The sequence below is a fragment of the Gordonia terrae genome (genome assembly GCF_001698225.1).
GTDB classification, from domain to species: domain Bacteria; phylum Actinomycetota; class Actinomycetes; order Mycobacteriales; family Mycobacteriaceae; genus Gordonia; species Gordonia terrae.
In genome coordinates this window covers 4,231,127-4,255,263 of the sequence record NZ_CP016594.1, presented here as the reverse complement: position 1 = coordinate 4,255,263, position 24,137 = coordinate 4,231,127, and the positions used below count along the sequence as shown (strand labels likewise).

General features: G+C 65.4%; 20 protein-coding genes and 2 pseudogenes. 13 read left to right on the top strand and 9 right to left on the bottom strand.

The features are described 5' to 3' along the window. Window positions 1–209: 209 nt before the first annotated feature. The 6 genes and pseudogenes from BCM27_RS19140 (at window position 210) to BCM27_RS19115 (ending at window position 6,374) form a co-directional block, all read left to right on the top strand. The gene (locus BCM27_RS19140) at window positions 210–1,079 is read left to right on the top strand and encodes an SDR family NAD(P)-dependent oxidoreductase (protein ID WP_033204111.1); all 870 of its coding nucleotides are present in this window, start codon (window positions 210–212) and stop codon (window positions 1,077–1,079) included. 2 nt (window positions 1,080–1,081) lie between these two features. Further along, window positions 1,082–1,312 carry a ferredoxin gene (locus BCM27_RS19135; RefSeq protein WP_004019462.1) on the top strand — a complete coding sequence of 77 codons (231 nt, stop codon included), beginning with the start codon at window positions 1,082–1,084 and terminating at the stop codon, window positions 1,310–1,312. A 2-nt stretch (window positions 1,313–1,314) separates the two neighbouring features. Continuing rightward, window positions 1,315–2,544: a cytochrome P450 gene (locus tag BCM27_RS19130; protein WP_004019461.1), complete on the top strand. Its 1,230-nt coding sequence runs from the start codon at window positions 1,315–1,317 to the stop codon at window positions 2,542–2,544. A 195-nt stretch (window positions 2,545–2,739) separates the two neighbouring features. Further along, window positions 2,740–3,923, top strand: a pseudogene (locus BCM27_RS19125) (aromatic ring-hydroxylating oxygenase subunit alpha). 128 nt (window positions 3,924–4,051) lie between these two features. Continuing rightward, complete coding sequence (locus BCM27_RS19120; protein ID WP_004019459.1) at window positions 4,052–5,572, top strand: class I adenylate-forming enzyme family protein; 1,521 nt, start codon at window positions 4,052–4,054, stop codon at window positions 5,570–5,572. Window positions 5,573–5,735: 163 nt separating this feature from the next. After that, a complete protein-coding gene (locus tag BCM27_RS19115; protein ID WP_004019458.1) occupies window positions 5,736–6,374 on the top strand; it encodes a TetR/AcrR family transcriptional regulator in 639 nt (212 codons plus the stop codon). A 52-nt stretch (window positions 6,375–6,426) separates the two neighbouring features. On the opposite strand, the gene BCM27_RS19110 is transcribed toward BCM27_RS19115, so the two are convergent. Continuing rightward, entirely contained in the window at window positions 6,427–7,578 is a 1,152-nt protein-coding gene (locus BCM27_RS19110; protein ID WP_004019457.1) for an acyl-CoA dehydrogenase family protein, read from the bottom strand. A 71-nt stretch (window positions 7,579–7,649) separates the two neighbouring features. Then, window positions 7,650–8,441, bottom strand: coding sequence for an SDR family NAD(P)-dependent oxidoreductase (locus BCM27_RS19105; RefSeq protein ID WP_004019456.1), 792 nt, complete (start codon window positions 8,439–8,441; stop codon window positions 7,650–7,652). 151 nt (window positions 8,442–8,592) lie between these two features. Between BCM27_RS19105 and BCM27_RS19100 the strand changes: the two genes are divergently transcribed. The 5 genes from BCM27_RS19100 (at window position 8,593) to BCM27_RS19080 (ending at window position 13,122) form a co-directional block, all read left to right on the top strand. Then, window positions 8,593–9,399: a crotonase/enoyl-CoA hydratase family protein gene (locus BCM27_RS19100; protein ID WP_004019455.1), complete on the top strand. Its 807-nt coding sequence runs from the start codon at window positions 8,593–8,595 to the stop codon at window positions 9,397–9,399. After that, window positions 9,396–10,229: an enoyl-CoA hydratase-related protein gene (locus BCM27_RS19095; protein ID WP_004019454.1), complete on the top strand. Its 834-nt coding sequence runs from the start codon at window positions 9,396–9,398 to the stop codon at window positions 10,227–10,229. The genes BCM27_RS19100 and BCM27_RS19095 overlap by 4 nt, the downstream gene beginning before the upstream one ends. A gap of 64 nt (window positions 10,230–10,293) precedes the next feature. Beyond that, a complete protein-coding gene (locus tag BCM27_RS19090; RefSeq protein ID WP_004019453.1) occupies window positions 10,294–11,361 on the top strand; it encodes an oxidoreductase family protein in 1,068 nt (355 codons plus the stop codon). A gap of 6 nt (window positions 11,362–11,367) precedes the next feature. Then, entirely contained in the window at window positions 11,368–12,006 is a 639-nt protein-coding gene (locus BCM27_RS19085) for a PaaI family thioesterase (RefSeq protein WP_004019452.1), read from the top strand. A gap of 351 nt (window positions 12,007–12,357) precedes the next feature. Continuing rightward, a complete protein-coding gene (locus BCM27_RS19080) occupies window positions 12,358–13,122 on the top strand; it encodes an SDR family NAD(P)-dependent oxidoreductase (RefSeq protein ID WP_004019451.1) in 765 nt (254 codons plus the stop codon). 37 nt (window positions 13,123–13,159) lie between these two features. Here BCM27_RS19080 and BCM27_RS19075 read toward each other — a convergent pair whose 3' ends face one another. The 3 genes from BCM27_RS19075 to BCM27_RS19065 form a co-directional block, all read right to left on the bottom strand. Continuing rightward, entirely contained in the window at window positions 13,160–14,110 is a 951-nt protein-coding gene (locus BCM27_RS19075) for an NADP-dependent oxidoreductase (protein ID WP_004019450.1), read from the bottom strand. A gap of 18 nt (window positions 14,111–14,128) precedes the next feature. After that, a complete protein-coding gene (locus tag BCM27_RS19070) occupies window positions 14,129–15,358 on the bottom strand; it encodes a TetR/AcrR family transcriptional regulator (protein ID WP_004019449.1) in 1,230 nt (409 codons plus the stop codon). A gap of 99 nt (window positions 15,359–15,457) precedes the next feature. Continuing rightward, on the bottom strand, window positions 15,458–16,267 hold the full coding sequence (locus tag BCM27_RS19065) for an SDR family oxidoreductase (protein WP_004019448.1): 810 nt from the start codon (window positions 16,265–16,267) through the stop codon (window positions 15,458–15,460). Window positions 16,268–16,428: 161 nt separating this feature from the next. On the opposite strand from BCM27_RS19065, the gene BCM27_RS19060 reads away from it, so the two are divergent. Together BCM27_RS19060 and BCM27_RS19055 are read left to right on the top strand one after the other, a co-directional pair. Beyond that, the gene (locus BCM27_RS19060; protein WP_004019447.1) at window positions 16,429–17,748 is read left to right on the top strand and encodes an oxygenase MpaB family protein; all 1,320 of its coding nucleotides are present in this window, start codon (window positions 16,429–16,431) and stop codon (window positions 17,746–17,748) included. Window positions 17,749–17,815: 67 nt separating this feature from the next. Further along, on the top strand, window positions 17,816–18,010 hold the full coding sequence (locus BCM27_RS19055; protein WP_004019446.1) for a ferredoxin: 195 nt from the start codon (window positions 17,816–17,818) through the stop codon (window positions 18,008–18,010). 27 nt (window positions 18,011–18,037) lie between these two features. Here the strand turns inward: BCM27_RS19055 and BCM27_RS19050 are convergent. The 4 genes and pseudogenes from BCM27_RS19050 to BCM27_RS19035 all read right to left on the bottom strand — a co-directional run bounded on the left by BCM27_RS19050 (window position 18,038) and on the right by BCM27_RS19035 (window position 24,094). Further along, window positions 18,038–19,779, bottom strand: a pseudogene (locus tag BCM27_RS19050) (molybdopterin-dependent oxidoreductase). A gap of 40 nt (window positions 19,780–19,819) precedes the next feature. Beyond that, complete coding sequence (locus tag BCM27_RS19045) at window positions 19,820–20,149, bottom strand: hypothetical protein (RefSeq protein WP_004019441.1); 330 nt, start codon at window positions 20,147–20,149, stop codon at window positions 19,820–19,822. A gap of 28 nt (window positions 20,150–20,177) precedes the next feature. Then, window positions 20,178–22,022, bottom strand: a complete 1,845-nt coding sequence (locus BCM27_RS19040; protein ID WP_004019440.1) for an AMP-dependent synthetase/ligase — start codon at window positions 22,020–22,022, stop codon at window positions 20,178–20,180. Window positions 22,023–22,069: 47 nt separating this feature from the next. After that, the gene (locus BCM27_RS19035) at window positions 22,070–24,094 is read right to left on the bottom strand and encodes a flavin-containing monooxygenase (protein ID WP_004019439.1); all 2,025 of its coding nucleotides are present in this window, start codon (window positions 24,092–24,094) and stop codon (window positions 22,070–22,072) included. Window positions 24,095–24,137: the final 43 nt, after the last annotated feature.

The window sequence follows — 24,137 nt, the reverse complement described above, 5'->3', positions numbered from 1 at the left end:
CAAAGCAACTCTCGAATCTCCGAGCTGCTGACAAATATCGCTTGACGTCTCATGTCTTTCGGCTTACGGTGGGGACCGAGGGTGGCGGGCGTCACATCAGCGAGATGTTCTTCTCGGGCACCTCATCCCCGGATCCGGCGGCAGCGCGTTGTCCGCGAATGCCTTTCGAAGATGCCGGTCCGTTCAACGAGAGCAAGGAATCGAAACTCATGAAGCTTGAAGGCAAGGTAGCGCTGATCACCGGCGCGGGTTCCGGACTCGGTAGGCAGTCGTCGCAGCTCTTCGCCGGCGAGGGTGCGAAGATCGCGGTGGTCGACATCGACGCCGATCGTGCCGAGCAGACCGTGAAACTGGTCGAGCAGCAGGGTGGCGACGCCATCGCCATCACGGCCGACGTCGCGGACAAGTCCGCGATCACCGCCGCGGTCGATCAGACCGTCGAGCACTACGGCAAGCTCGACATCGCCTGGGCGAACGCCGGAGTCGTCTCCCGCGGCGGTGTTCCCAGCGTCGCCGGCGGCGAGCAGGTCGACTTCGAAGACCTGACCGAGGAGGACTGGAACAACGTCCTCGGCGTGAACCTGAGCGGCGTGATCTTCACCGCGCAGGCTGCGGTTCCCGCGCTCAAGCGCAACGGTGGCGGTACCATCATCGCCACCTCGTCGGCGGCCTCGTTCGTCGCCTACCATCAGATCGCGCTGTACTCGGCGACCAAGGCCGGGGTCAACGGTCTGGTCCGTGGCCTCAGTCTCGATCTGGGTCCCTACGGGATTCGCGTCAATGGCATCGCGCCGGTTCATGGCATGTCGCCGAACTTCCTGATGCCTGCCGGCTCTCCGGTCGTCGGGCAATCGTACGAAGAGGTTGCCGGCCCGTGGGATCCGTACGTGTCGCCGATCCCGCTGAAGCGCAATCGTCCCCCGTCACTGGTCGACAACGCGAAGATCGCCCTGTTCCTCGCGTCGGATGACTCGGCCTACATGTCCGGTCAGGTGATCGGCTCGGGCGACGGCGGAACGCTCTCGCGCGTGGGCATGTGGTTCCCGGAGGACCTCGACCAGAAGAACCCGAACGCCTAGTCATGTCCCCCCAGCCCAGCACCCTCACCGTGGATCGCGTGGCGTGCGCCGGGCATGGCCTCTGCTACGGGGTCGCCCCCGATCTGATCGATGCCGACGATCAGGGCGACCCCGTGGTGCCCGACCGCCCTCTCGAGCAGGACGAAGCAGCCCTGGCCAGAGATGCCGTCGCCATGTGTCCAGAACGCGCACTGGCGCTGCAGACCATCGAACCCACCACACCCAAGGACTAGTGATGACAACTACGGAACGGTCCCGCGAGGATGTCACCGTCGACTTCGACGTGTACGACCAGTCCATCGCAGCCCCGATCGATCGATTCCAAGAACGTGCGGCAGAACTCGCCGCGAAGGGTCCTGTCGTGTACTCGCCTCTGTACGGCGGGCACTGGATCGTCACGCGCTACAACGAGATCCATGAGGTCTTGCGTGACGCGGAGACCTTCTCCAGCTACCCCAACAACCTCGTGACCAACGAGGCCTTCGGGAAGTTCATCCCGATCGAGCTCGATCCCCCGGAGCACACGGGCTATCGCAAAGCGTTGCAGCCCCTGTTCGGTCCGGCGCGGATGAAGAAGCTGACGGATGAGATCCGGGGCGTGGTCAACGACCTGCTCGACGGTTTCGCCGCGAAAGGCGAGGCCGAGTACATCTCCGCGTTCGCCCACGAGCTACCGGCCCGGATCTTCCTGGCGCTCATGGATTGGCCCATCGAGGACGCGCCGCTGTTCACCGAGGCGACCGACGTCGTCCTGTTCGGCAAGCCCGGCGGCACCGAGGAGGAATCCCTCGAGGCGCGCGGCATCGCCGGCATGCAGATGCTCGGCTACTTCCAGAAGATGGTCGACGAGCGGCGCGCCAACCCGGGTGACGACGTCACCTCGCAGCTCATCCACACCGAGGTGGAGATGCAGGACGGGCTGCGTCTGCTCACCGACGAAGAGCTCAATCGCATGTTCTTCCTCCTGCTCATCGCGGGACTGCACACGGTGCAGGGCTCGCTCGCCTGGGCGATCGTCCACCTGGTGAACAATCCGGATCAGCGTCAGGGCATCATCGACGACCCGGACATGATCCCGACCGCTGTCGAGGAGATCCTGCGCATCGAGGCCGCCGTCGTTCCCGGACGCCGCGCGACCCGCGACGTCGAACTGGGCGGGGTGACGATTGCCGAGGGTGAACAGCTCATCCTGATGCTGTGCTCGGCCAATCGTGACGGGGACGAGTTCGACGATCCGGAGGCGCTGGACCTGACCCGCAAGCCGAACCGTCACCTGGCCTTCGGCGGAGGCGCGCACCGCTGTCTGGGTTCGCACCTGGCGCGGATCGAGCTGACGATCGCTCTCGAAGAACTGCATCGGCGCATCCCGGACTACGAACTCGTCGAGTCCGATCCGCCGGTGTTCCATGCCAGCCAGGTCCGCGGGTGCGTGCGGATGCCGATCCGGTTCACGCCCGAGTCCTGACCGGCCGGTGGTGTGCCGGCCACCGAATCGGCCGGTGCGGCGGGTTGCCTCTCACCTCCCCGCCGCACCGGCTCACCATCGGATCGCCTCCGCTGATTGCCGGTTAAAACTTATTGCTGTAGGTTTAAGGAGTGTCGCCCCGGCCCGGGCGAGCACTGTCCCACTCGCAACAACCGCTCCATCACGGAGGGAATCATGACCACTTCGCTTCCCCGTCAGGATCGAATCCGTCGCGCGCTCGAGCATCTGCGCAACGAGACGACCGACGAGTTCGACGACATCGTGCAGTTCGAACCCGACGAGTTCACCGACCCGGTGCTCGCCAAGGACGAGCGCGACCACATCTTCGGCCGCGTGCCGTCGATCGTCGCGCACGGAAGTGAGATCTCGCGGCCGAACGACTTCGTCACGGTGCAGATGCCGCGCAACAACATCATCGTCGTGCGGCAGAAGGACGGCAGCGTCCGGTCTTTCGTGAACCTGTGCCGTCACCGCGGGGCGATGTTGGAGCAGAGCGAGAAGGGGCGCTGCCGCATCTTCTCGTGTGGCTACCACCGGTGGTCATACGATCCGGACGGTTCGCTCCGGACGATCACCCGCGACTCGACCTTCGGCGAGGTGGACCGTAAAGAGCACGGCCTCATCGAGATCCCCACCGAAGAGCGCCACGGATTCATCTGGGTCGTGGACAACGCGCATGCGGAGATCGACGTGGCGTCGTGGCTGGGTCCCGACATCGATCCGATGCTCGCCGAGTACGAGATGGACAAGCTCGTGTGCTTTCGGGCCGGCGGATTCGACGAACCCACCAACTGGAAGATCATGCAGGACGCGTTCCTGGACGGCTACCACATCCAGTACGCACACCCGAACACCGCCGGGAAGATCATCCACACCAACGTGATGGCCTTCGAGGACTTCGGCCGACACTGCCGGTTCATCGCCCCGCGCAAATCGATCGACCGTTTCCTCGAAGAAGATCCCGGCGACATCCCACTCGACAAGTTCGTGACCGAGACGCACTTCCTGCTGCCCAACAGCACGTTGCTGCGTCAGCCGGACCATTTCCAGCTGCTGACCTTCCGGCCGCATCCCACCGACCCCACGAAGTCGCGGATGGAGCAGCGTCTCCTGGTGCCCAAGGTCGAGGACAGCGGCATGACGCCGGAGAAGTGGGACCGGATCTGGAACAAGAACTGGGAGATCCTGCTGGCCGTGTTGCACCAGGAGGATTTCCCCTGCTGCGCGACTCGCAGCGCGGTATGGGCAGCGCCGATGCCGGTGACATGCTGCTCGGCCGCAACGAGATCGCGAATCAGGTCTTCCGCCGGGAGACCAAGAAGCTCGTCGCGCAAGGGCGTGCCGAACTGAACGCCTGACGAGGGGGTCGGGATCGGCGAAAGCCGGCCCCGGCCGCCACTGTCCGAATTATCCTATATGTGTTGGGCGGGTTCGGGATCCGCCGTGCCGCATCGAAGTCAGTTGCCACAGAGAAGAAAGTACGAACATGACCGCAACCATCGGCAAAGCACTCGACTGGTGGGCCCGGACCAAGGGCGACACCACCGCCGTGGTGTTCTCCGGTTCGCAGATCTCATACCGCGCGTTGCGTGACTGGAGCAGCCGTATCGCCCGGCTTCTCGTCGAGACCAGGGGTGTCGCGCCCGGGAACCGGGTCGGGCTCCTCGGCCCCAACTCACTCGAGTGGCCTGCGGCCGCTCTCGGGGTGCTCAAGGCCGGTGGTGTGCTGGTGCCGTTGAACAGTCGCTATCGTCCCGCGGAACTGCGCAAGATCGCCGACGAAGCGGGAATCGACGTCGTCATCGTCGCTCCCGGCTTCGAGCAACTCGCCGAGGACACCGCAGCGGTGGGGCGGACGTTCGCAATCGTCTCGTACACGGAGCTCGTGGACCTGCGGGATGGTGGAATCGACGACTACCGCGTGGATCTCGAACCCGATGAGCCGACGACGATCCTGTTCACCAGCGGGTCGACGGGTCTGTCCAAGGGGGTCGTCCTGACCAACCGGACGCTGATGTCGATCGTCTTGGAGAACACCCTCACCGAGGAGGGCTTCCGGCCGGGGACGACCACACTGCTCGTGCTGCCGCTCGCCTTCACTCCCGGCCTGGTGTACGGGCTGCTCATCACCACGGTTCTGGGCGGGACCTTGGTGGTGGAACCCGAGCTCAATCCCTCGAATGCCGTCACGCTTCTCGAAAAGCACTCGGTCCAGGCCATTTTCGGTGTCCCACTCATCTTCGAGGCCATTTCTCGGGCGCCGGAGTTCGCCGAGGCCGACCTGTCGTCTGTGAAGACCGCCATCGTCGGTGGGGCGGCCGTGCCGGCGCAGCTCCTCAAGCGGTGGGGGGACAAGGGTGTCCTGCTGCGCCAGATCTACGGCATGACCGAAGCCGGCGGCGTGGCCACTGCGACCATCCGCGAGGAGGCCTTGGAGTTCCCGGACCGCTGTGGCACCGGATCCATCTTCACCGAGGTCAAGGTCTTCAATTCCGATGACGAGCCAGCCGCGCCCGGGGAAGAGGGCGAGCTCGTGGTCCGCGGGCCGGGCGTGACCCCGGGCTATTGGAACGATGCCGAGACCACCGCGCAGGCCATCCGTGGCGGATGGTTGCACAGCGGCGATCTGGGCGTCGCCGACGAGGAGGGCCGGGTCAAGTTCGTGGACCGGCTCAAGGATCTGATCATCTCCGGCGGAATCAACATCTCGCCGGTGGAGCTGGAGATCGCGATCGGTGCCATCGACGGGGTCGAGGAGGTCGCGGTGATCGCCGCGCACGACGACAGGTTCGGTGAGACGCCGGCCGCGATCGTGACCGTGTCGCAGGACATGGACGCGACGACCATCGTCGAGCACTGCAAGCAGGTGCTGGCCGATTTCAAGGTTCCGCGCTACGTCGTCATCCGCCAGGACCCGCTGCCTCGGCTGCCCAGTGGCAAGATCGCCAAGACCGTCATCCGCGACGAGTACAAGGACGTCGACACCAGGTTCGATCGCATCCGCTGACCAGGCTCCAGCAGACGAGGCCATCGCCCTCCCGGGCGTGGCCTCGTCTGCTGTCTGTTCATCGCGGATCGCAGTCCGTAGGATTCGCGTCCGTCCTGCTTTTGCAGATGGCTGGACACAGAACGAGATCTGTATCTTGTATCATTGCCCTCAGGAGGTGGACATGGCGCGCAGGAAGACGGGCAACGTCCTCAGCGAGGATGTGGACGAGGCCCGCAAGCAGATCATGGTCGCCGCGGAGCGCGTGTTCCAACGGTACGGCGTCGCGAAGACGACGATGGACGACATCGGTAAGGAAGCGGGGGTCTCGCGTCCGACGGTCTACCGGTACTTCAAGGACCGCGACGCCCTCATGTCGGCCTTGATCGAGCGGCGATCCCGCCTGCTGTTCGACAAGGCCCGGAAGTACCTTCTCGAGCACGAGACGTTCGCCGATCAGCTCGTGGAGGGGTTGATCTTTCTGGTCGAGCGAGGTCGCCGTGATCCGCTGATCCGGATCCTGGTGAGTCCGGAGCACATGCAGCTGGCCGAATCACTGGTCGGCAGTTCGGGTCTCGCGGCGCGGTTGACCGCGGAGATGTGGGACCCGATCATCGAACGCGCGATGGACCGAGGCGAGATCCGGCGGGATCTCGACAAGGAGAAGATCGCCGAGTGGATCGCACTGGTCCAGTTCATCCTGGTCGGCCGGCTGGATTTCGATCGACCCGACGATCCGCAACACCGGGAGATGTTGCACAACTTCGTGCTTCCGGCGTTCATGCCGACCGTCGTGCCCGCGGCGGCTCAACAACAACGCTGAACGCGTGGGCTTGTCGCCGGACACGGATGGTGACCGGTCCGGCGACAAGCGCCTAGTCGCGGATCAGATCGCGGTGGATGATCTCCTTCATGATCTCGTTGGTGCCGCCGTAGATCCGCTGGATACGCGCGTCGATGAAGGCCTTGGCCACCGGGTACTCCATCATGTAGCCGTACCCGCCGTGGAGCTGCACACCCGCATCGATGACCTTGTCCTGCAGATCGGTGGCCCACAGTTTGGCCTTCGCGGCATCGACCGCGGTCAGCGTCCCCTTGTTGTACTCACGGACGCATCGGTCGATGTACGCCCGGGAGACCTCGATCGCGGTACGCAGTTCGGCGAGAGTGAACCCGAGTCCCTGGAACTCGCCGACGGGTTTGCCGAATGCCTTGCGCTCCTTGACATAGGTGAGGGTCCAGTCGAAGACCGCCTCCGCCGACACCTGCGCGGCGATGCCGATCCCGAGCCGCTCCAGGGGCAGGCTCTGCATCAGGTAGGCGAAACCGGCGCCTTCCTCGCCGAGGAGGCTGGTGGCGGGCACCCGCACCTCGTCGAAGGACAACTCGGCGGTGTCCTGTGCATGGAGCCCGACCTTGTCCAGCTTGCGGCCACGCGTGAATCCCGGGGTCCCGTCCTCGACGACGAAGAGACTGAAGCCGCGCGATCCGGCATCCGCGTCGGTCTTGGCGAAGACGATCACGAGATCGGCGAGGATGCCGCTGGTGATGAAGGTCTTCGAGCCGTTGATCACCCAGTCGGTGCCCTCGCGCCGCGCGGTGGTGGTGATCGCGCGGAGATCGCTGCCGGCCGCCGGTTCGGTCATCGCGATCGCGCCGATGGTGTCGCCGGTGACGAAACCCGGCACCCAGCGCTTCTTCTGTTCGTCGTCGGCGTGACGGAGTAGGTAGTTCAGCACGATGTCGTCGTTGGTGGAGAAGCCGGACTGCAGTGCGGAGGCGCCGACCCTCGCGATCTCGGTCTGGATGGCGACGCGGAAGCAGTAGTCGGTCTCACCGGGGCCGCCGTACTCCAGCGGCACCGACAGGCCGAGGATTCCCTGTGCGCCTGCCGCACGCCAGGTCTCGCGGTCGATGAGGCGATCAGCGTCCCACTTCTCCATCTTGGGGACGACGTGTTTGTTGACGAAGGCCCGGACCGAGTCCCGGAACAACTCGTGGTCGGCGTCGAAGAGATCTGTCTGCATTGGGTTCTCCTGTGGTGCGGGGGCTGATAGGGGGGAGTGCCCGGCGTTGCCGGGGTGGTGATGTGGGGGCGTCAGTGTCCGGACGTCCCGCCGTCGACGGCGAGGGTCGACCCGGTGATGTAGGACGCCGCCGGGCTGGCGAGAAACAGCACGGCGGCGTCGATCTCACGTTGCGTGCCCATGCGTCCGAGCGAACAGCCCTGCAGGAAATCGGTGCGGGCCTCGTCGGACATCTCCGCGATCATGTCGGTCTCGACGAAGCCCGGTGCGATCGCATTCACCCGAATTCCCTTGCGCCCCGACCATTGGTGGGACAGGTCGCGTGTCAGGCCGAGGACGCCGGCCTTGCTCGAGGCATAAGCGGCTTGCGGCAGCGCGGATTTGACGAGTCCGAGCATGCTCCCCACGTTGACGATGCTGGAACCGGGCCGCATCACCCGTGCACAGGACCGTGCCATCCAGTAGCTCCCGAGGAGGTTGACGTCGAGAACCGCGCGAAAGTCCTCCGGAAGCTCTCGGGTGGCCGGGGCCGTGTGGGTGAGCCCGGCGTTGTTGATCAGGATGTCGACACGACCGAACTCGTCGATCGCAGCGCCGACGACCGCGTCACACTGTTCGGGATCGGTGACGTCCGACGGGATCTCGAGTGCGCATCGACCGAGCGCGCGTACGTCGTCCGCGGTTCGTCGCAGCGGATCCGGACGTCGGCCGGACAGTACGATGTCCGCACCCGACTCGGCCAGCGCACGTGCGAATCCCGCTCCGAGTCCCGATCCCGCCCCCGTCACTATCGCGACCCGACCGTCCACTCGGAACAGGTCCAGAAGGCCGGTGGTGGCCCCGTCGGCTGCGCGTGCGCCCACGTCTTCTCCTCTCGTCCGCTGCGGAACCCGAGAACGGGGACACCGCGATTGTCAGATTTTATCTAATCACATAAGATTTAGTGCGGAAGCCGGCGGTAGGCCCGGGATGTATCCATCTCGACCCGTCCGGATCACGACCACAGGAGAACCCATGACTTCCGACAGCGACTCGGCGACAGAGTCCGTCGCCCGATACGAGGTGCGCGATCACATCGCGATCATCACGCTCAACCGTCCCGACGCTCTGAACGCCGTGAACTCCGCTCTGTCGACGGCCGCGGGCGCGGCGCTCGAGGAGGCGGCGCAGGACCCGTCGGTCCGTGTCATCGTGATCACCGGGGCCGGTCGCGCCTTCTGTGCCGGTGCCGATCTGAAGGAGATCGCGGCGGGACGCCGGATCGATGACCCGGCCCATCGGGAATGGGACTTCGCCGGGATCGTGCGGCACTACGTTCCCAAGCCGGTCATCGCGGCTGTGAACGGCTTCGCGCTGGGCGGCGGGACCGAGATCATGCTGTCCGCCGACCTCGCGGTGATCGACGAGGAGGCATCGGTGGGTCTACCCGAGGTCAGGCGGGGACTCATCGCCGGCGCCGGGGGGCTTCTGCGTATTCATCGGCAAGTCCCGCAGAAGGTGGCCGCCGAGATCGCGCTGACCGGTCGACCCGTGTCAGCCGCCCGCGCATACGAGCTGGGTCTGGTGAACACGGTGGCGCCGGCGGGAACCGCCCTCGCCGTCGCGCTGGAGCTCGCTGCCGAGATCGCCGCCAACGCGCCGCTCGCGGTGTCCGAGAGCAAGCGGGTCATGCACGAGACGGCGAAAGCGCAGCGCGGATGGGACGACGAGTCGTGGAAGATCAACTCCTCGGCGATCCGCACCGTGTTCACCAGTGACGATGCGAAGGAAGGGCCGCGGGCTTTCGCCGAGAAGCGTGCACCGGAATGGACGGGTCGATGAGCGCGGGAGCTGTTGTGTCACAAGAGGTAGTACTCGAGCGGGTCGGCGCTGTCGCGATCGTGCGGTTGAACCGTCCGGAGCGACTCAATGCGTTCACCGAGAACATCCGGGTGGGCATCATCGAGGCGTTCGATGCCTGCGACGCCGAGGACGACGTCCGTGCGGTCGTGTTGACCGGTACCGGTCGGGCCTTCTGTGCGGGGGCCGACCTCGAGAGCGGGGGAGACACCTTCCTCCCGGACGAACCGGGAGCCGATGGCTCGGCACCGCCGGACGCGGGCGGTCAGGTGGCTCTCCGTATCTACCGGTCCAAGAAGCCGGTCATCGCCGCGATCAACGGACCCGCCGCGGGCGTGGGTGTGACCATGACACTTCCCGCAGACGTCCGGATCGCCTCGGACACTGCGAAGTTCGGGTTCGTCTTCACCCGGCGCGGATTGGTCCCCGAAGCGTGTTCGACCTGGTTTCTCCCGCGGGTGGTGGGCATCTCGACGGCCGCGGAGTGGACGCTGGGCGGGCGGATGGTCCCGGTGACCGAGGCGCTCGATCGCGGCCTGGTGCGCGAAGTGGTTCCGGCTGAACAGGTCCTGGAACGTGCGCTGAGTGTCGCGAACGAGATGGTCGCGGGGACGGCGCCGGTCTCGGTGGCCCTCACCCGATCGCTGCTCTGGGGAGCGCTCGGCGCATCCGGCCCCGAAGAGGCCCACCGCGCCGAATCGGAGGTCCTCTACCGGCGCGGCCTCTCGGCGGATGTGCAGGAAGGCGTGCAGGCCTTTCTCGACAAGCGTGCACCGGAGTTCCCGGATCGGGTGTCCGTATCGTCGCAGTGACCAGTGGAGATTACCCAGCAATCTGTGATTGACACCACATCCATACACTATGTATGGTTCCTGCATGACTCAGGCAGAACCCCGTACGACCACACTTCCGTTCTCGGTCGATGAGTTGACCCCGGAGTGGGTCGGCGCCGCATTGACGACCAAGGATGGACAGGTCGTCGTCGAAGAGGTCGACACCACTCGAATCATCTGGGGATCGGCGACCAAAGTATTCGCCACGCTGACCTATTCAGTGAATGACCGGGACATCCCTGCCCAGCTGTGCATCAAGGGAGGTTTCGACGAACGGAGTCGTGCGTTCGGCTTGGGGCCGGCCTACGAGCTCGAGGGCCACTTCTACCGTGATCTGGCACCGGGGTTCGCTGCGGAGGTGCCGGCGAGTTACTACTCGGCCACCGAGCGCGATCAAGGCGTCATCATCATGGAGGACCTGACGGCACGAGGCGCCGAGTTCGGCCAGGCGACCGATCTGTGGTCGGTCGATGACATCGCGACGACGCTGGAAGTCCAGGCGAAGTGGCACGCGGCGCTGTGGGGGAGTGGCAGGGGCGAGCGCACCTGGCTCCCGGTGGGCGCCAAGGCCGCTCGTGATGCGTTCACGGTGATGCTGAGTCCCGAGGTGTTTCATCCGCTGATCGAGCGTGCCGAGGTTCCGGATCTGTCGGCTGGGCTTCGGGACGATGCCCGGGTGCGCGCGGGTTTCGCGAAGCTGTGGGAACACGACGACGCCGCCACCCACACGATCAATCACGGTGATGCGCACTTCGCTCAGTTGTATCGGGTACCCGGAAGTGCGCCGGCCTTCCTCGACTGGCAGACGGCATGCCTCGCGCCGTGGGCTCATGACGTGTCGTACTTCCTCGGGTCGGCGCTGACCATCGAAGACCGACGGACCCGAGAGCGAGAGTTGTTGCGACACTACATCGACGCGCTCGCCGGTCATGGCGGTCCGCACCTCGACGACGAAGACGCCTGGTACGAATACCGGCTGCACACCCTGCACGGGTTCGCGTGGATGTGTGTTCCGACCGTGATGCAGCCGTCGGAGGTGGTCGAGGCGATGGCCCACCGCTACGGCGCCGCCCTCGAAGACCACGACCCGATCGGTATGCTGCTGGCATGAGCGCGGATGCCGTTGGACGGCCAGGTGATTGAACCCGGGTATGGCGAGGAGGCCGGGGACTGGGAGCCGCTGACGACATCGGATCCCGCCACTGCGGAGGCCTTCGATCGCTTGATCGACAGCGTTCGTCGGTTGCAGAATTCGGTGGCAGCTGCCCGGCCGACGGAGGCGGTCTCGTTGGCGATGGCCGCCGAACTGCGCTCCGTCGCGGGTCGGCTCGATGACTTCGCCGTCGACGAGGCGCATCAGCTGGCGGGTACGCAGATGGACTCTCCCGGCAGATCGCAGGCCTTGGTGCCGGTTCTGAGCTACCGGAAGCAGACGACCGATCGCGTCGAGGGCACGCTTCGCCTCGGTCGCTTCCATCTCGGTCGAAACGGCGCGGCGCACGGCGGGGTGATTCCGCTCGTCTTCGACGAGATCTTCGGCCGGCTCGCCGGAGCCGAACGCCCGCGGTGTCGCACCGCGAACTTGCACGTCGACTACCGCCACATCACGCCGGTCGACACGGAGCTCGAGTTCACCGCATGCGTCGACCGGGCGGAGGGCCGCAAGATCTACGTCACCGGGAGTCTCCGCGCTGACGGAACCGTGGTCGCCGAGGCCACCGGGTTGTTCGTCGTACTGCGCCCTGGGCAACCCTGATCTGTCGGTTGTCCGGGATGCTGGCATGTCGACCGGGGCCCCGCCCCTGTCAGTGTTGCGGATCCGCCCGCCAGACCACACGGCGATAAGACGAAGTTCGACTTCCTGGGGTTCTGCCCGCGGCCGTGGACGGCGTTCAGGGTTCTGACCCCAAGCGCTCGATCCACCGAGGCGGTCTGACGCGAACAGGTGTCACCGGGTGTTTGCCCGGAGGTCGAATGACGCTGCCGCTCAGACGAATTCGAAGACCCAGCGGTCGACACGGGGCGGTGGCCTTCTTCAGCCCAGAACCTGTACATGTCGTTCGGACAGTGTGTACGGTCGAGATGGTCGGACTAGGAGAAGGTGGATATGTCAACGTTCGAGAACAAATCGGTGGTCGTGACCGGAGCCGGCGGCGGGATCGGGGCTGCCGTTGCCCGCCGCTTCGCCGCACAAGGCGCGCATGTGGTGGTGGCCGACCTCGATGGCGGAGCCGCCGATCGGGTGGCGGCGGATATCGGTGGGTCGGCGATCGGGGTCGCGGTCGACGTCACCGACCCGGACCAGGTCGAATCGGCCGTGGGTAGGGCCGTCGACGAGTTCGGCGGCCTGGACGTGCTGGTGAACAACGCCGGGATCGCGATCCTGGCTCCGGTGACCGAATTGTCCGCGGACGACTTCGATCGCATGATCGCGGTCAACCTGAAGGGCGTCTTCCACGGAATCAAGGCGGCTGTACCGCATTTGACCGCCCGGGGCGGTGGCGCCATCGTCAACACCGCATCGTCGGCAGGCACCAACGGGATGCCGATGATCGGCGGTTACGCCGCCACAAAGGCGGCTGTCATCAATCTCACCCGGACCGCGGCAGTGGAACTGCGGCCCGCGAACATCCGGGTCAACTGTGTAGCACCGGCATTTGTCGAGACAGCGCTGTCGGACAACCTGATGGAGGCGTTCCAGGCCGCGTCGGGTGGCGTCGATGCGCACGAGTTCTTCACCCAGCACCAGGGTCGACTGGGCCGGCCCGATGATGTGGCCCGTGCGGTGACCCACCTGGCCGAGGACGCGGGCGACTGGGTCACCGGTCACACCTACGTCCTCGACGGAGGATTCACCTCGTCCCCGATGTAGCACAGGGAGCGGTCATCGGCGCGGAGGCGTCCGCTCGTCAGAAGAGGATGAGCGGACGCCCCCGTACTCCGCCCGCCTCGATCATCCGGTGCGCGTCGGCGGCCTGCTCCGGCGCGAATCTACCTGTGGCGATCAGGAAGTCGAACAACCCCTCATCGGCAAGGGTGGCCAGCTCGGTGAGACCGTCGGTGTCCAGCAGGCGTTCGCGCACCCATACCTCGCGGACGAGGATTCCGCGCTCCGGTGGGACGCCGTCGAATGTCCGCACGCAGGCGAGTACTCCACCGTCGACGATGCAGGGGTACAGCGAGGAACCGATCAGTGCGGTGTCGAGAACGGCATCGACGCCGCCACCCGCGGCCGAACGGATACGTTCCTCGACACCCGGTCCACGCGCCACGACCTCCGCGGCACCGTGTTTCCGGATCGTGTCCCACTCGTCGGGTCGACCATCGGCGATGACGTGGATCCCCCTGCGCCGGGCGAGGGTCATCACGAACGCGGCGAGAAACCCCGATCCACCGGTGATCGCCAGCGTGGCACCAGGTCTCAGGTCCAGGACGCTCAGGGCTTCCAGAGCGGTCAACCCGTTCATGGGCAGCATCGCTGCCTGCTCGATCGACAGTGTGGACGGTTTGGGTACGACCGCAGCAGTGGGCACGACGATGAGCTCGGCGTGCGCGCCTCCTTCGGGTCGGCGAGGCATCACGATCGACATGACCTCGTCGCCCACCGCGAAGCGGTCCGATGCCGAGCCGGGGCCCACCGACTCGATCACACCTGCCGCGTCCATGCCCGCGATGTAGGGCGGGTCGAAATCCCGGTAGGCGGCGGCCACGAGCCCACTGCGCGTGGCGATGTCGGTCGGGTTGACCGCGGTGGCCGCAACCGCGATCCGCACCTCGCCCTCGCCGGCTGGACGTACCTCGACGTTGCGGACCTCCAACACGTCCGGCGTACCGAAACGGGGAATGACAACTGCGCGCATGATGAGCCTTTCTGGCTTTCAGGGACTTCCGTATATGGCGGTGGTCAACAACTCCGTGAGGAAGTGGGTGACCTCGTGCAAGTCGGTCAGATTGTCGTCTCCGGCCAGCGCGCCGGCGATCGATCTCTCGATTGTCCACAGGACCACGGCGGAGAGTTCTCCCGGCGGCGGACCGGGGATGGCGATCCCCGAGCGCCGATCGGCGGTGATGACGCGCCCGAGGTAGTCCGCCATCTGAGCGATGCCGGCCCGGTAGACTTCGCGGAGCTCGGGCCGTCGGGGCCATTCGAGTAGGGCGCTCCTCATCACCGAGGTGGTCCGCGCGTCGATCCGGAGCCACTCCCGCAACACTGTGCCGACGGCGGCCCGGTCGGCCCGGTCGATGGTGTCGAGCGACTGGAGTCGGTGGACGGTCGACGCTGCGACCTCACGGTAGAGCTCGGCGAACACCGCGTTCTTGTTGTCGAAGTAGAAGTAGAACGTCGACCGAGACACACCGGCGCGCCGAACGATTCGGGCGACGCTCACCTTGTCCAGTGGGAGATCGAGTAGTAGGTCGCGGAGCGAGTCCAGGATGGCCGTCGACGTCGTATCGGATCTCGGATCGACCCCGGAGTGCTCGATCTGTGTGTGTGCGCCGCCAGGCCCGTCGCCGTGCGGACGGGCTTGTGTCGCTGATGACAGTGTTCTGGCGGACGGTGCCGGTACCGAATTCGGTACCGGCCGCAGGACGGACCGTGTGAGCCAGTCCACCGCGCCGACCGCGGACGCCAGGGCGGGGAGATGCGGATCGAGTTCCCGTGTGCAGACATACATCACGCGTTCGATGCCGCATACGAGTACGGTCGCGATCATCTCCGGGCGCGCGCCGTCCGGAGCACGACCGGAGTCGCGCTCGTGACGGATCTGTTCGGCGACTCCTGCGACGAATCGGTCGAATGTCGGACGCCACACGGCCTCGATGTCGGGGTTCGAGTGCATGTGCTCGACGACCGCGCCGATCACTCCGCCGTGTGACGACCACATCTCGAGGGTTGGTGTGATGCTCGCCTGCATTCCGTACGACCTGTCGCGCCCCGGTGTCGTATCCCAGAGTTGCGGCCCCCCGTAGGACTCGGCCAGCACCACATCGGCGAGGGCGACCAGGACGTCGAACTTCCCGGCGAAGTGATGATAGAAGGCGGATCGGGAATGCCGCGTGCCCGAGATGATGTCGGCGATGGTGACTTCTTCGAACGACTTGTGCACCAACAGCTCCTCCGTTGCAGCGAAGAAGGCGGCAACGGTGGCGTCGGAGGGCCGCGGCTCTCGACGACGGTGCGCCGACCCGCGAGCGACCCGCACCGCTCAGCCCAGCTTCGCCGAACCGCCACAACCGACTATGCCCCCGTCGAGGGGGATCACGTTCCCGGTCATGTACTTTCCGGCAGCACTGGCGAGGAAGATGCTCAGCGCGGCAATGTCGTCAGGCTCTCCGAGACGCCCCAGTGGGATCCCGCCGACGACCCGCTCGAGTGCGTCGGGATTCTCTGTCACGAACCGCATCATCCGGCTCTCGAACGGACCCGGCGCGATGGCGTTCACGGTGATCGATTCAGATGCGAGCTTCTTCGCGAGATGCCTTGTCAAATGGTGGAGTCCGGCCTTGCTCGCCCCATAGCTGAAACTGTCCATCTCCGGCACGTTGATGCCGTCGGTCGAACCGATGTTGATGACCGAGGCGCGTCCGGCCTCACGTGCGGCAGCACGCAGTCCGGGTAGCAAGGCGACGGTGAGGTGGAAAACGCCTTCGAGGTTGGTGTGCATCACCTTGTCCCACCCGGCATCCGGGAATTCTTCAAGGGGGGCACCCCACGTCACACCGGCATTGTTCACCACCACGTCGAGTCGCTCGCCGCGTGCGAGGACCTCGGCAGCCAGGGTTCGTGCCGACTCCGGGGTCGAGACATCGCCGACGATTCCGGTGACGCGCCCGGAGGTCGACAACCGCTCCACCGCGGCGTCGACTCCGGCCTGTTTGCGTGACGACACGACGACGTCGGCACCGGCTGCGGCGAAACCTTCGGCGATCATCACTCCGATCCCGCTGGTCCCACCGGTGATCAAGATCCGGGCACCGGCGACGTCGAACAAATGGTAGGGCGAATTCTGCGTCATGGAACTCCTCATCGATTCTGTACAACCGACCATACAGTATGTTCGGACACGTTGACTGTGTTGTGGAGCACAAATACCGTCGCTGGCAGCCGACCATCACAACCGACGCGGCAGCCCGGAGGAGTCGGCAGCCCGATTCACCGACGACAAGGAGAAGACTCGTGACCGCTCAACTGATTCCGCAGACGAGGGAAGGTTCGCTCGACGTTCCCGAGGGGTTGCCTCGTGGTATCGATCTCGGCCGGATCAACAATCGGCGCGAAGCAATCATGAGGTACGGACGCGACTACGTGGAGCGCATGACCGACCACGCTCTCCTCGGCGACGATCATGCCTACCGAGCGTTCCTGGACTTCAAGGACAAGTCGAAGAACGCGTCCTGGAAGATGTTCGAGCAGGCCCTCGATCACGGGATCGATTCGCTCGACGATCCCTCCGACGGACTCGTCGGACTGTTCGAACAGCTCGACCACATTCCGGACTGGGTGGACTTCGACCAGCTGTACCGGGGTGCCGTCGCATACTGGCGAGTGGGCTCGGTTGCCGGCATGGTGCTGACGTATTCGTCCATCGGAGCGGGCTTCTCGATGTACAGCTCGACACGGCCGGTGTTGTTCAGTGGTCGCCTCAAGGACGAGTCGGCCGTGGGCGGGCGGCTCACCGAGAGCTTCCGATACGTCGTTGCGGCGCACACCCCCGGCGGCATGCGCCGCGATCAGGACGGCTTCCGTCTCACTGCGAAGGTCCGCATGATCCATGCCGCGGTGCGACACACGCTCAGTCATTCCCCGCATTGGGACTGGCCGAGCTGGGGTCTGCCCATCAGCAACCTCGATTCGATGAACACCCAAGCGGGACAGTTCGGTACGCAGTTCGTCGACGGCGTCCGTGCGTCGGGGATCAGCATCAGCGACCGCGAGGAAGAGGACATCTTCGCGCTCTGCCGGTACGTGGGCTGGGTGATCGGCGTTCCGGAAGAGGTGCTCCACACGAACCCCGACGACGCCCGGATGAAGGTCAACTTCCACAAGCTCATCGAATTGCCGGCCGACGACCTCTGTCGCGATGTGGTCAAGACGATCATCGAGTACAGCACCGAGAAGCCGCCGGGTGATGTCGAACTGCTTCCGGGACCGGTTGCCGCCTTCATGACCACCGAGCGGCGACGCCATCTCGCGTGGGCACTGATCCGAAACTGGCAGCCGGACTACGTGAGCGAGATGCTCGACGTCGAACGCACCCCGTGGCGCTTCGCGCTGCCGACCATTCGGCCACTGGTCAGCGCCTTTGATCGCGTGGCACGTAAACTGCCGCACGATGACGAGGCCAAGGCTTTCAAGACGTTGCGGCAGTTCAATTCCGCGATCGCAACGCCGGAGGGTGGCAAGTCCGAAGAGGTCGCGAACCCGGACACGCTGACCAAGGACATTGCCGCGAACAAGGGCAAGGTGCCGAAGGCGTCTGCGCGCGTGGCGAGTTAGTGGCACGGGATGCGCGGGCCGTGCCGCCCGCGCACCCCGGCCGCACGGAATGACCGGAGGACGGATCATGAAGATCACCATCGATCGAACGGCCTGTTACGGGCTGGGGGCGTGCGAATCTGCGGCTCCCGAGGTCTTCGAAGTCGGCGACGACGGAAAAGCGCACCTGGTTGCCGATCCGACGGACCTTGCGCGGTACCGGGTTGCGATAGCGGAAGCAGTGGACGAATGCCCGATGCGTGCTCTGCTCATGGAACTCTGACCCGCAGTCGGTCGGAACCCGCCCGGTCTACGACCTGGCGGGCTCCAAGCGAATGGTGACCGCCTTGGACACCGGCGCATTGGATTTGTCGGCGACATGGCCGAAGGGGATGAGGGGGTTGGTCTCGGGGTAGTAGGCGGCGACGTTTCCGACCGGGGTCGGGTAGGCGACCAGTCGGAGGTTCGGTGCCCGGCGCTGGTGGGTCGTTCCATCGGCACAGGGTCATTCGGAGACGAGGTCGACGATGTCGCCGTCGGTGTAGCCGAGAGCCCCGATGTCGGCGGCGTTGATCTGCAGCACCCGTCGACCGTTCTTGATGCCGCGGTAGCGATCGTCGAGTCCGTAGATGGTGGTGTTGTACTGGTCGTGATTGCGCATGGTCTGCAGTATCAGCCGGCCCGCGGGTACCGGTACCCACCGCAGGTCGTTGACGACGAATGTTGCTTTGCCGAACTCGGTGTCGAGGGCGGCGAGAAAGCCCTCGGGCATCTTCTCCCAGATACCCATGGTGCGGTCGCCCTGGACGTTGGAATGACCACGGACAGGGCAGACCCCGGCGCCGGGTGTGCCGATCATACCGCGCATCAGCAGCAGCGCGACCGCATCTTGGATGGTGGCCACCCCGTGCGTCTGTTGGGTCAAGCCCATGGCCCAGGATGATCGTCGCGCGTGATGCGATGAGGGCCTGTGCCGTGGCATGGATGTGCTCGAGGGACAGGCCGGTCGCCGCGACGACCACCTCGAGGTCAACGCGGCGTATGTGTTCGGCGTAGGCATTTCAACCGGTGCAGTGCTTTTCGAGGAAGTCGTGGTCGAGGACGGTGTCGGGGGCGGCGTCCTCGGCATGGAGGACGAGCTTGGCCAACCCCTTCAAGAGGGCTTGGTCACCACCGACGCGGATCTGCAGGAACTCATCGGCGATGGCGACACCATTGCCGATGACGCCGTGATTTTTCTGGGGATCCTTGAAACCGCAGCAGCCCGGCCTCGGGGAACGGGTTGATGGCGATCACGCGGGCGCCGTTGGCTTTTGCCTTCTCCAGAGTGGAGAGCATGCGCGGGTGGTTGGTGCCAGGGTTCTGCCCGGCGATCAGGATGAGGTCGGCGTTCTCGATGTCGGGGACCGACACCGACCCTTGCCGATGCCGATGGTCTCGGTGAGTGCTGTTCCGGAGGATTCGTGGCACATGTTCGAGCAGTCGGGCATGTTGTTGGTGCCGAAAGCTCGGATCATGAGCTGGTAGACGAACGCGGCTTCGTTGCTGGTTCGGCCGGACGTGTAGAACACCGCCTGATCCGGTGTGTCCAAGGCGCGGAGTTCGTGGGCGATGATCGAGTACGTGAGCCGCCAGCTGATCGGGGTGTAGTGGGTGGCGCCGGGCAGCAGCACCATCGGTTCGGTGATACGGCCCTGCTGTCCGAGCCAGTAGTCCGTGCGCTCACGCAGCTCGGAGGCCGGGTGAGCGTCGAAGAAGTCGGGATCGACGACCCGCCGAGTTGCTTCCTTCGGCGACCGCTTTGGCCCCGTTCTGGCAGAACTCGGCATGCTTGCGGTGCCCGGGAGTCTCCGGCCATGCGCAGCCGGGACAATCGAATCCGTTGCGCTGGTTGAGTTTCACCAGGGTACGGGCTGTGCGCGCAAGCCCCATCTGCTCGATGCCGCGCCGCAGGGAGACCAGGACGGCCTCCACTCCTGCGGCATGCGACTTCGGAGGGGTGACGAGCAACGTTTTCTCGTCGATGTCGGATTCAACGCGATCGGTGCTCATGACGAACGAGGACGTGACGCGAACGGCGGTAGTGAACCGGTCACCGTGCCGCCCTGACGGGGGATCCCGGCCGGACCCGCGGTGCACCGGACGCGGTGAATCGGGCTCGCAGATAGACACCGTCGAACCACCCATGGCACTCTGCGAACGCCAGCAACTCACGGACTTCGTCGCGCCATCGTCGGTCGTCGTTCAACGATTGCAACCACAATGTGTTGATGTAGGCAGCATCGCCGTCGACATAGCCGATGCCCCGCTGTCGCAAACGTTCGGAGGTCTCGATCTCGTTCACCGCGCTGCGGACTTCGAGGTCTCGCAGATCCGATCGTTCACGGACGCGGACCGTGTGCGCTTCCACGCGGATTTCCATGGGTTGCTCCGGAGTTGATCCGCTGTGATCAGCGGGCTGGTGACGAGTAGATGTCCTCGATGACCTCTGCGTACTTGGTGGCCACCCCGCGCCGCTTGAGCTTCATCGTCGGGGTGAGCTCTTCGGAATCCGGGAGCCATTCGTCGGCCAGGAGTCGATACCGTTTGATCTGCTCGACCCGGGACAGCTGGGAATTGGCGCGTTCTACCGCCTCAGCGATCTCGGCCTGTAGCGAAGTCTCCTGGATCAGCGACGACGGGGTGCTCTCGGCGAGTCCGTGCTCGGCGGCGAAGGTGCGTGCGGCATCGGGATCGAGCACGATCAGCGCGACGTTGTAGGGACGACGGTCGCCGACGACACACGCCTGGCCGATCAGCGGTGACGAGCTCTTCAGCTTGCCTTCGATGTTGACCGGCGACATGTTCTTGCCGGCGGCATTGATGATGAGCTCCTTCTTGCGGTCGACGATGGTCACCCACCCCTCGTCATCGATCTGAGCGATGTCGCCCGTGTGCAGCCAGCCGAATTCGTCGATTGCTTCGGCGGTCTTCTCCGGCGCCTTCCGGTAGCCCTTCATGACGTGGGGTCCGCGCAGCAAGAGTTCGCCGTCGTCGGCGAGCTTGGCCTCGGTGCCGGGTTGTGCGAGACCGACTTTGCCCACGCGGATGTCGGTGGGAATGTTGGTGAAACCGAGCGCCCCGGTCTCCGACATCCCGAAGCCTTCCTGCAGCGGCGTGCCGATTGCGAGGAAGAACTCATGCACGGCGGGGGCGATGGGCGCGGCGCCCGTCATGAGCAGGGCCACCCGATCGAGGCCCAATTGGGCCCGAAGGCCGGCGAAGATGTTCTCTTCGGCGGTCGCGACCTTCGCCGTGAGATCGGCCGGTACATCTTCTCGACGCTGCTCGGTCTGCACCTTCGTGGTGGCCGCGTCGAGCGCTGCGAGCGTGGGGACCCGTTGCTCGTCCGGCAGTGCCGAGAACCGGGCGAGCAGAGCGGCGCGAAGTTTCTCCCAGATTCGCGGAACGCCCAGGAACCAGGTCGGGTGTGCGTGTGCCACCGCGCCGAAGACCGTGGTTGCGTCGCGGACCGTCGTGATGGGCCACCCCGTGACAGTTGCGAGATAGTGCGAGAAGACCCGGTCGGCGGCATGCGCCGTCGGCAGGTAGCTGATCGCGGCGCCGTCGACGTCGAACGGGAAACGAAGATTGCAGGTGTACATCACGAACATGAGGTTCGCGTGGGTCAACTCGACGCCCTTGGGGTCGCCGGTGGTACCCGAGGTGTAGATCAGCGTCGCGAGGTCCGAGGCCTCCACCGAACGCCAGCTCTTGTCGAAGTCGAAGTCCGCCGGGCGTCGCCCACGTAGTTCGGTGAGGGTGCTGATCGTCGCCGGCCCGTTGCCGTGTGTTCGCGAATCATCGAGGGGACCGTTCACCACGATGTGCTTGAGTGCCGGAGCCGCGGTGCGGTTCAGGACATCGAGGAAGGCCGGTTCGGCGACGACGACAGCGTTGCCCGCGTTCTCGAACAGGAAGCTGATCTGCTCCGGCGCCGAGGTGAGGTAGATGGAGAACGGGGTGGCGCCGAGGTGCAGCACCGCCATGTCGACGATGTGGAACTCGGGACTGTTCGCCAGCATGATCGCGACGGTGTCCCCGCGCTCGACGCCGAGATCGGCCAGTCCGGCCGCGACCTCCTCGACCGCGTCGCGGTAGTCGCCCCATGTGTAGGAGCGGTCTTCGCCGAAAGCGATCAGGGCCTTCGAGTCGAGTCGGTCGGCGGCGGTCGCCTGAAACGCTCCGACGAGTGTGGATGCCGAAATGCCGGGTGCGGCAACGGGTGCGGACGGTGCCTGGGAAGCCTGTGTCATCGTTTCTGCCTCGATTGCGGTGCGGAGGGACGGGAGGTCGAGAGGTCTCAGTGAGTGAGCTGTTCGGCGCCGGCGGGTGTCGAATCCTCCGCTGCCGTCTCGGGCGCTCGGGTGGTGATGAAGTCGTCGGGATCGGGTTGATGGACCCGGCGCCAGTAGTCGACGTATCGCCACGGACTGTTGGTGACGACCCGGCCTCGGTCGTTGCGGTAGTACGTGGTGGTACCGCCGAAATGCCAGACCGTGTCCTCCAACGCTTCGTCGAGCTCGCGGTTGTAGGCCTCGAACGCCTCGGGACGGACCTCGACCGTGTCGAGGTCGTCGTCGATCATGGTCGCCAGCAACGCCGTTACATGCTGGATCTGCATCTCGGTACCGGCGATGACCGTTCCGCCATGGCCGGTGTTGGTGTTGGGGCCGTACAGGCAGAAGAAGTTGGGGAATCCGGGCACGGTGATACCCAGATGTGCTCGGCCGTCGTCCTCACCCCACACCTCGCGGAGCGTCTTGCCGTCGCGACCGCGGACCTCGATCGAACCGAGGACGTCCACCGAACGGAATCCCGTGGCCAGGACGAGGACGTCGGCGTCGAAATCTGTTCCAGTCGTGGTACTTACACCGGACGGGGTGATCTTCGCGACACCGTCGGTGATCAGATCGACGTTCTCGCGACGCAGCGTGCGGAACCAGCCCGCGTCGATCAGCAGGCGCTTTCCGTACGGCGGATAGTCGGGCAGGCTCTTGGCGAGAAGCTCTGGGTGGTCGGCCAGTTCGCTCTCGATGTACGCGGTGAGCATGGCCCGGAGCCGGTCATTGCCCTTGTTGATGGCGCGACCGAGGTGGGGGTAGTCGCGATCGACCTGAAGGAGGCGCCAGACCTTGTCACCCATCCGCCAGAACAACCGCGCGCGGTACCAGGCGAGATAGAACGGTATGTGCTCGTTGAGCCAATGTGCTGAGTCGTCGACCTCCGCACCCTTCAGCGGATGGGGCATGGCCCACTGCGGCGTTCGCTGGAAGACGCGTACCTCGTCGGCGATCTCGGCGGCGGCCGGGACGAACTGCATCGCGCTGGCGCCGGTGCCGATCACGGCGACGCGCTTGCCGCGGAGGTCGAGGGTGGGATCCCACTGCGCCGTATGGAGTGTCGGCCCGTCGAAGTCGGCCAGTCCCGGTAGGTCGGGAATGCTCGGCTGGTTCAGTAGTCCGACGGCGCTGATGACGACGCTCGCGTCCAGGCTCTCGATCTGCCCGCTGTGTACCGATCGTAGGGTGAGCTGCCAGCTCGAGCGCTGCGCGTCGAATTGCGCGAGGTCGACCGCGGTGGCGAAGCGGGTCTTCGCGAGGACGCCGTGCCGCTCGGCCAGGGTCCGCCAGTACTCGGCGAGTTCATGCTGCGGTGCGAAGTAGCTCGACCAGTCCGGTTTCGGGTCGAACGACAGGGCGTACAGGTAGCTCGGGGTGTCGACACCGCAACCCGGATAGACGTTCTCGTGCCACGTACCGCCCACGTCGTCGTTCTTGTCGATCAGGACGTAGTCGATGCCGGCCTGTTCCAGCCGGATCGCCATCGCCAGTCCGGAGATCCCCGCACCGATGATCGCGACCCGGAAGCCATCCGTCGGTGCGGACCACGGTACCGAATGGCGACGGTACAGGCCCATCTCCTCGCCCAGGAGCTGCCCGTAGCCGTCGGGAAGCGGCTCGGCCAGCATCACCGAGAGGATCCGTGACAGTCGCTCGGGGGCCGGAGCGTCCGCCACGTCGAGGTCGCCGTCGCGCCACGCGCGGAGCGTGGCCCCGGCCTCCCGCCGAATTCGTTCGGCGAGTTCGGGTTCGAATCCTCCGGTGTCGTGGTCGCCGAGATCGGGAGGAGCGGTGGGCAGGTACGGCTCCTCGATCCAGCGGTCATCGCCGGTCAGTAGAGCCAACGAGCCCAGCAGGATCGGGAGGTTGGCGTGTTCGAGTGCGAGCGCGAGTTGCTCGTCGGTGAAGTCGGCGTCGGGCCGAAATGCGCCGTCGGGAGCGCCGCTCCACTCGGGGGCGAGACGGGGGGAACTGGACTCTGGCATACACGAGACCATACAATGTGTTCAGACGTGGCGTCAATCACAT

Bases quoted from the DNA above. Each gene is read 5' to 3' on its own strand.
- BCM27_RS19140 (WP_033204111.1), top strand. From the start codon at position 210: ATGAAGCTTGAAGGCAAGGTAGCGCTGATCACCGGCGCGGGTTCCGGA.
- BCM27_RS19135 (WP_004019462.1), top strand. From the start codon at position 1,082: ATGTCCCCCCAGCCCAGCACCCTCACCGTGGATCGCGTGGCGTGCGCC.
- BCM27_RS19130 (WP_004019461.1), top strand. From the start codon at position 1,315: ATGACAACTACGGAACGGTCCCGCGAGGATGTCACCGTCGACTTCGAC.
- BCM27_RS19120 (WP_004019459.1), top strand. From the start codon at position 4,052: ATGACCGCAACCATCGGCAAAGCACTCGACTGGTGGGCCCGGACCAAG.
- BCM27_RS19115 (WP_004019458.1), top strand. From the start codon at position 5,736: ATGGCGCGCAGGAAGACGGGCAACGTCCTCAGCGAGGATGTGGACGAG.
- BCM27_RS19110 (WP_004019457.1), bottom strand. From the start codon at position 7,578: ATGCAGACAGATCTCTTCGACGCCGACCACGAGTTGTTCCGGGACTCG.
- BCM27_RS19100 (WP_004019455.1), top strand. From the start codon at position 8,593: ATGACTTCCGACAGCGACTCGGCGACAGAGTCCGTCGCCCGATACGAG.
- BCM27_RS19095 (WP_004019454.1), top strand. From the start codon at position 9,396: ATGAGCGCGGGAGCTGTTGTGTCACAAGAGGTAGTACTCGAGCGGGTC.
- BCM27_RS19090 (WP_004019453.1), top strand. From the start codon at position 10,294: ATGACTCAGGCAGAACCCCGTACGACCACACTTCCGTTCTCGGTCGAT.
- BCM27_RS19085 (WP_004019452.1), top strand. From the start codon at position 11,368: ATGCCGTTGGACGGCCAGGTGATTGAACCCGGGTATGGCGAGGAGGCC.
- BCM27_RS19080 (WP_004019451.1), top strand. From the start codon at position 12,358: ATGTCAACGTTCGAGAACAAATCGGTGGTCGTGACCGGAGCCGGCGGC.
- BCM27_RS19075 (WP_004019450.1), bottom strand. From the start codon at position 14,110: ATGCGCGCAGTTGTCATTCCCCGTTTCGGTACGCCGGACGTGTTGGAG.
- BCM27_RS19065 (WP_004019448.1), bottom strand. From the start codon at position 16,267: ATGACGCAGAATTCGCCCTACCATTTGTTCGACGTCGCCGGTGCCCGG.
- BCM27_RS19055 (WP_004019446.1), top strand. From the start codon at position 17,816: ATGAAGATCACCATCGATCGAACGGCCTGTTACGGGCTGGGGGCGTGC.
- BCM27_RS19045 (WP_004019441.1), bottom strand. From the start codon at position 20,149: ATGGAAATCCGCGTGGAAGCGCACACGGTCCGCGTCCGTGAACGATCG.
- BCM27_RS19040 (WP_004019440.1), bottom strand. From the start codon at position 22,022: ATGACACAGGCTTCCCAGGCACCGTCCGCACCCGTTGCCGCACCCGGC.
- BCM27_RS19035 (WP_004019439.1), bottom strand. From the start codon at position 24,094: ATGCCAGAGTCCAGTTCCCCCCGTCTCGCCCCCGAGTGGAGCGGCGCT.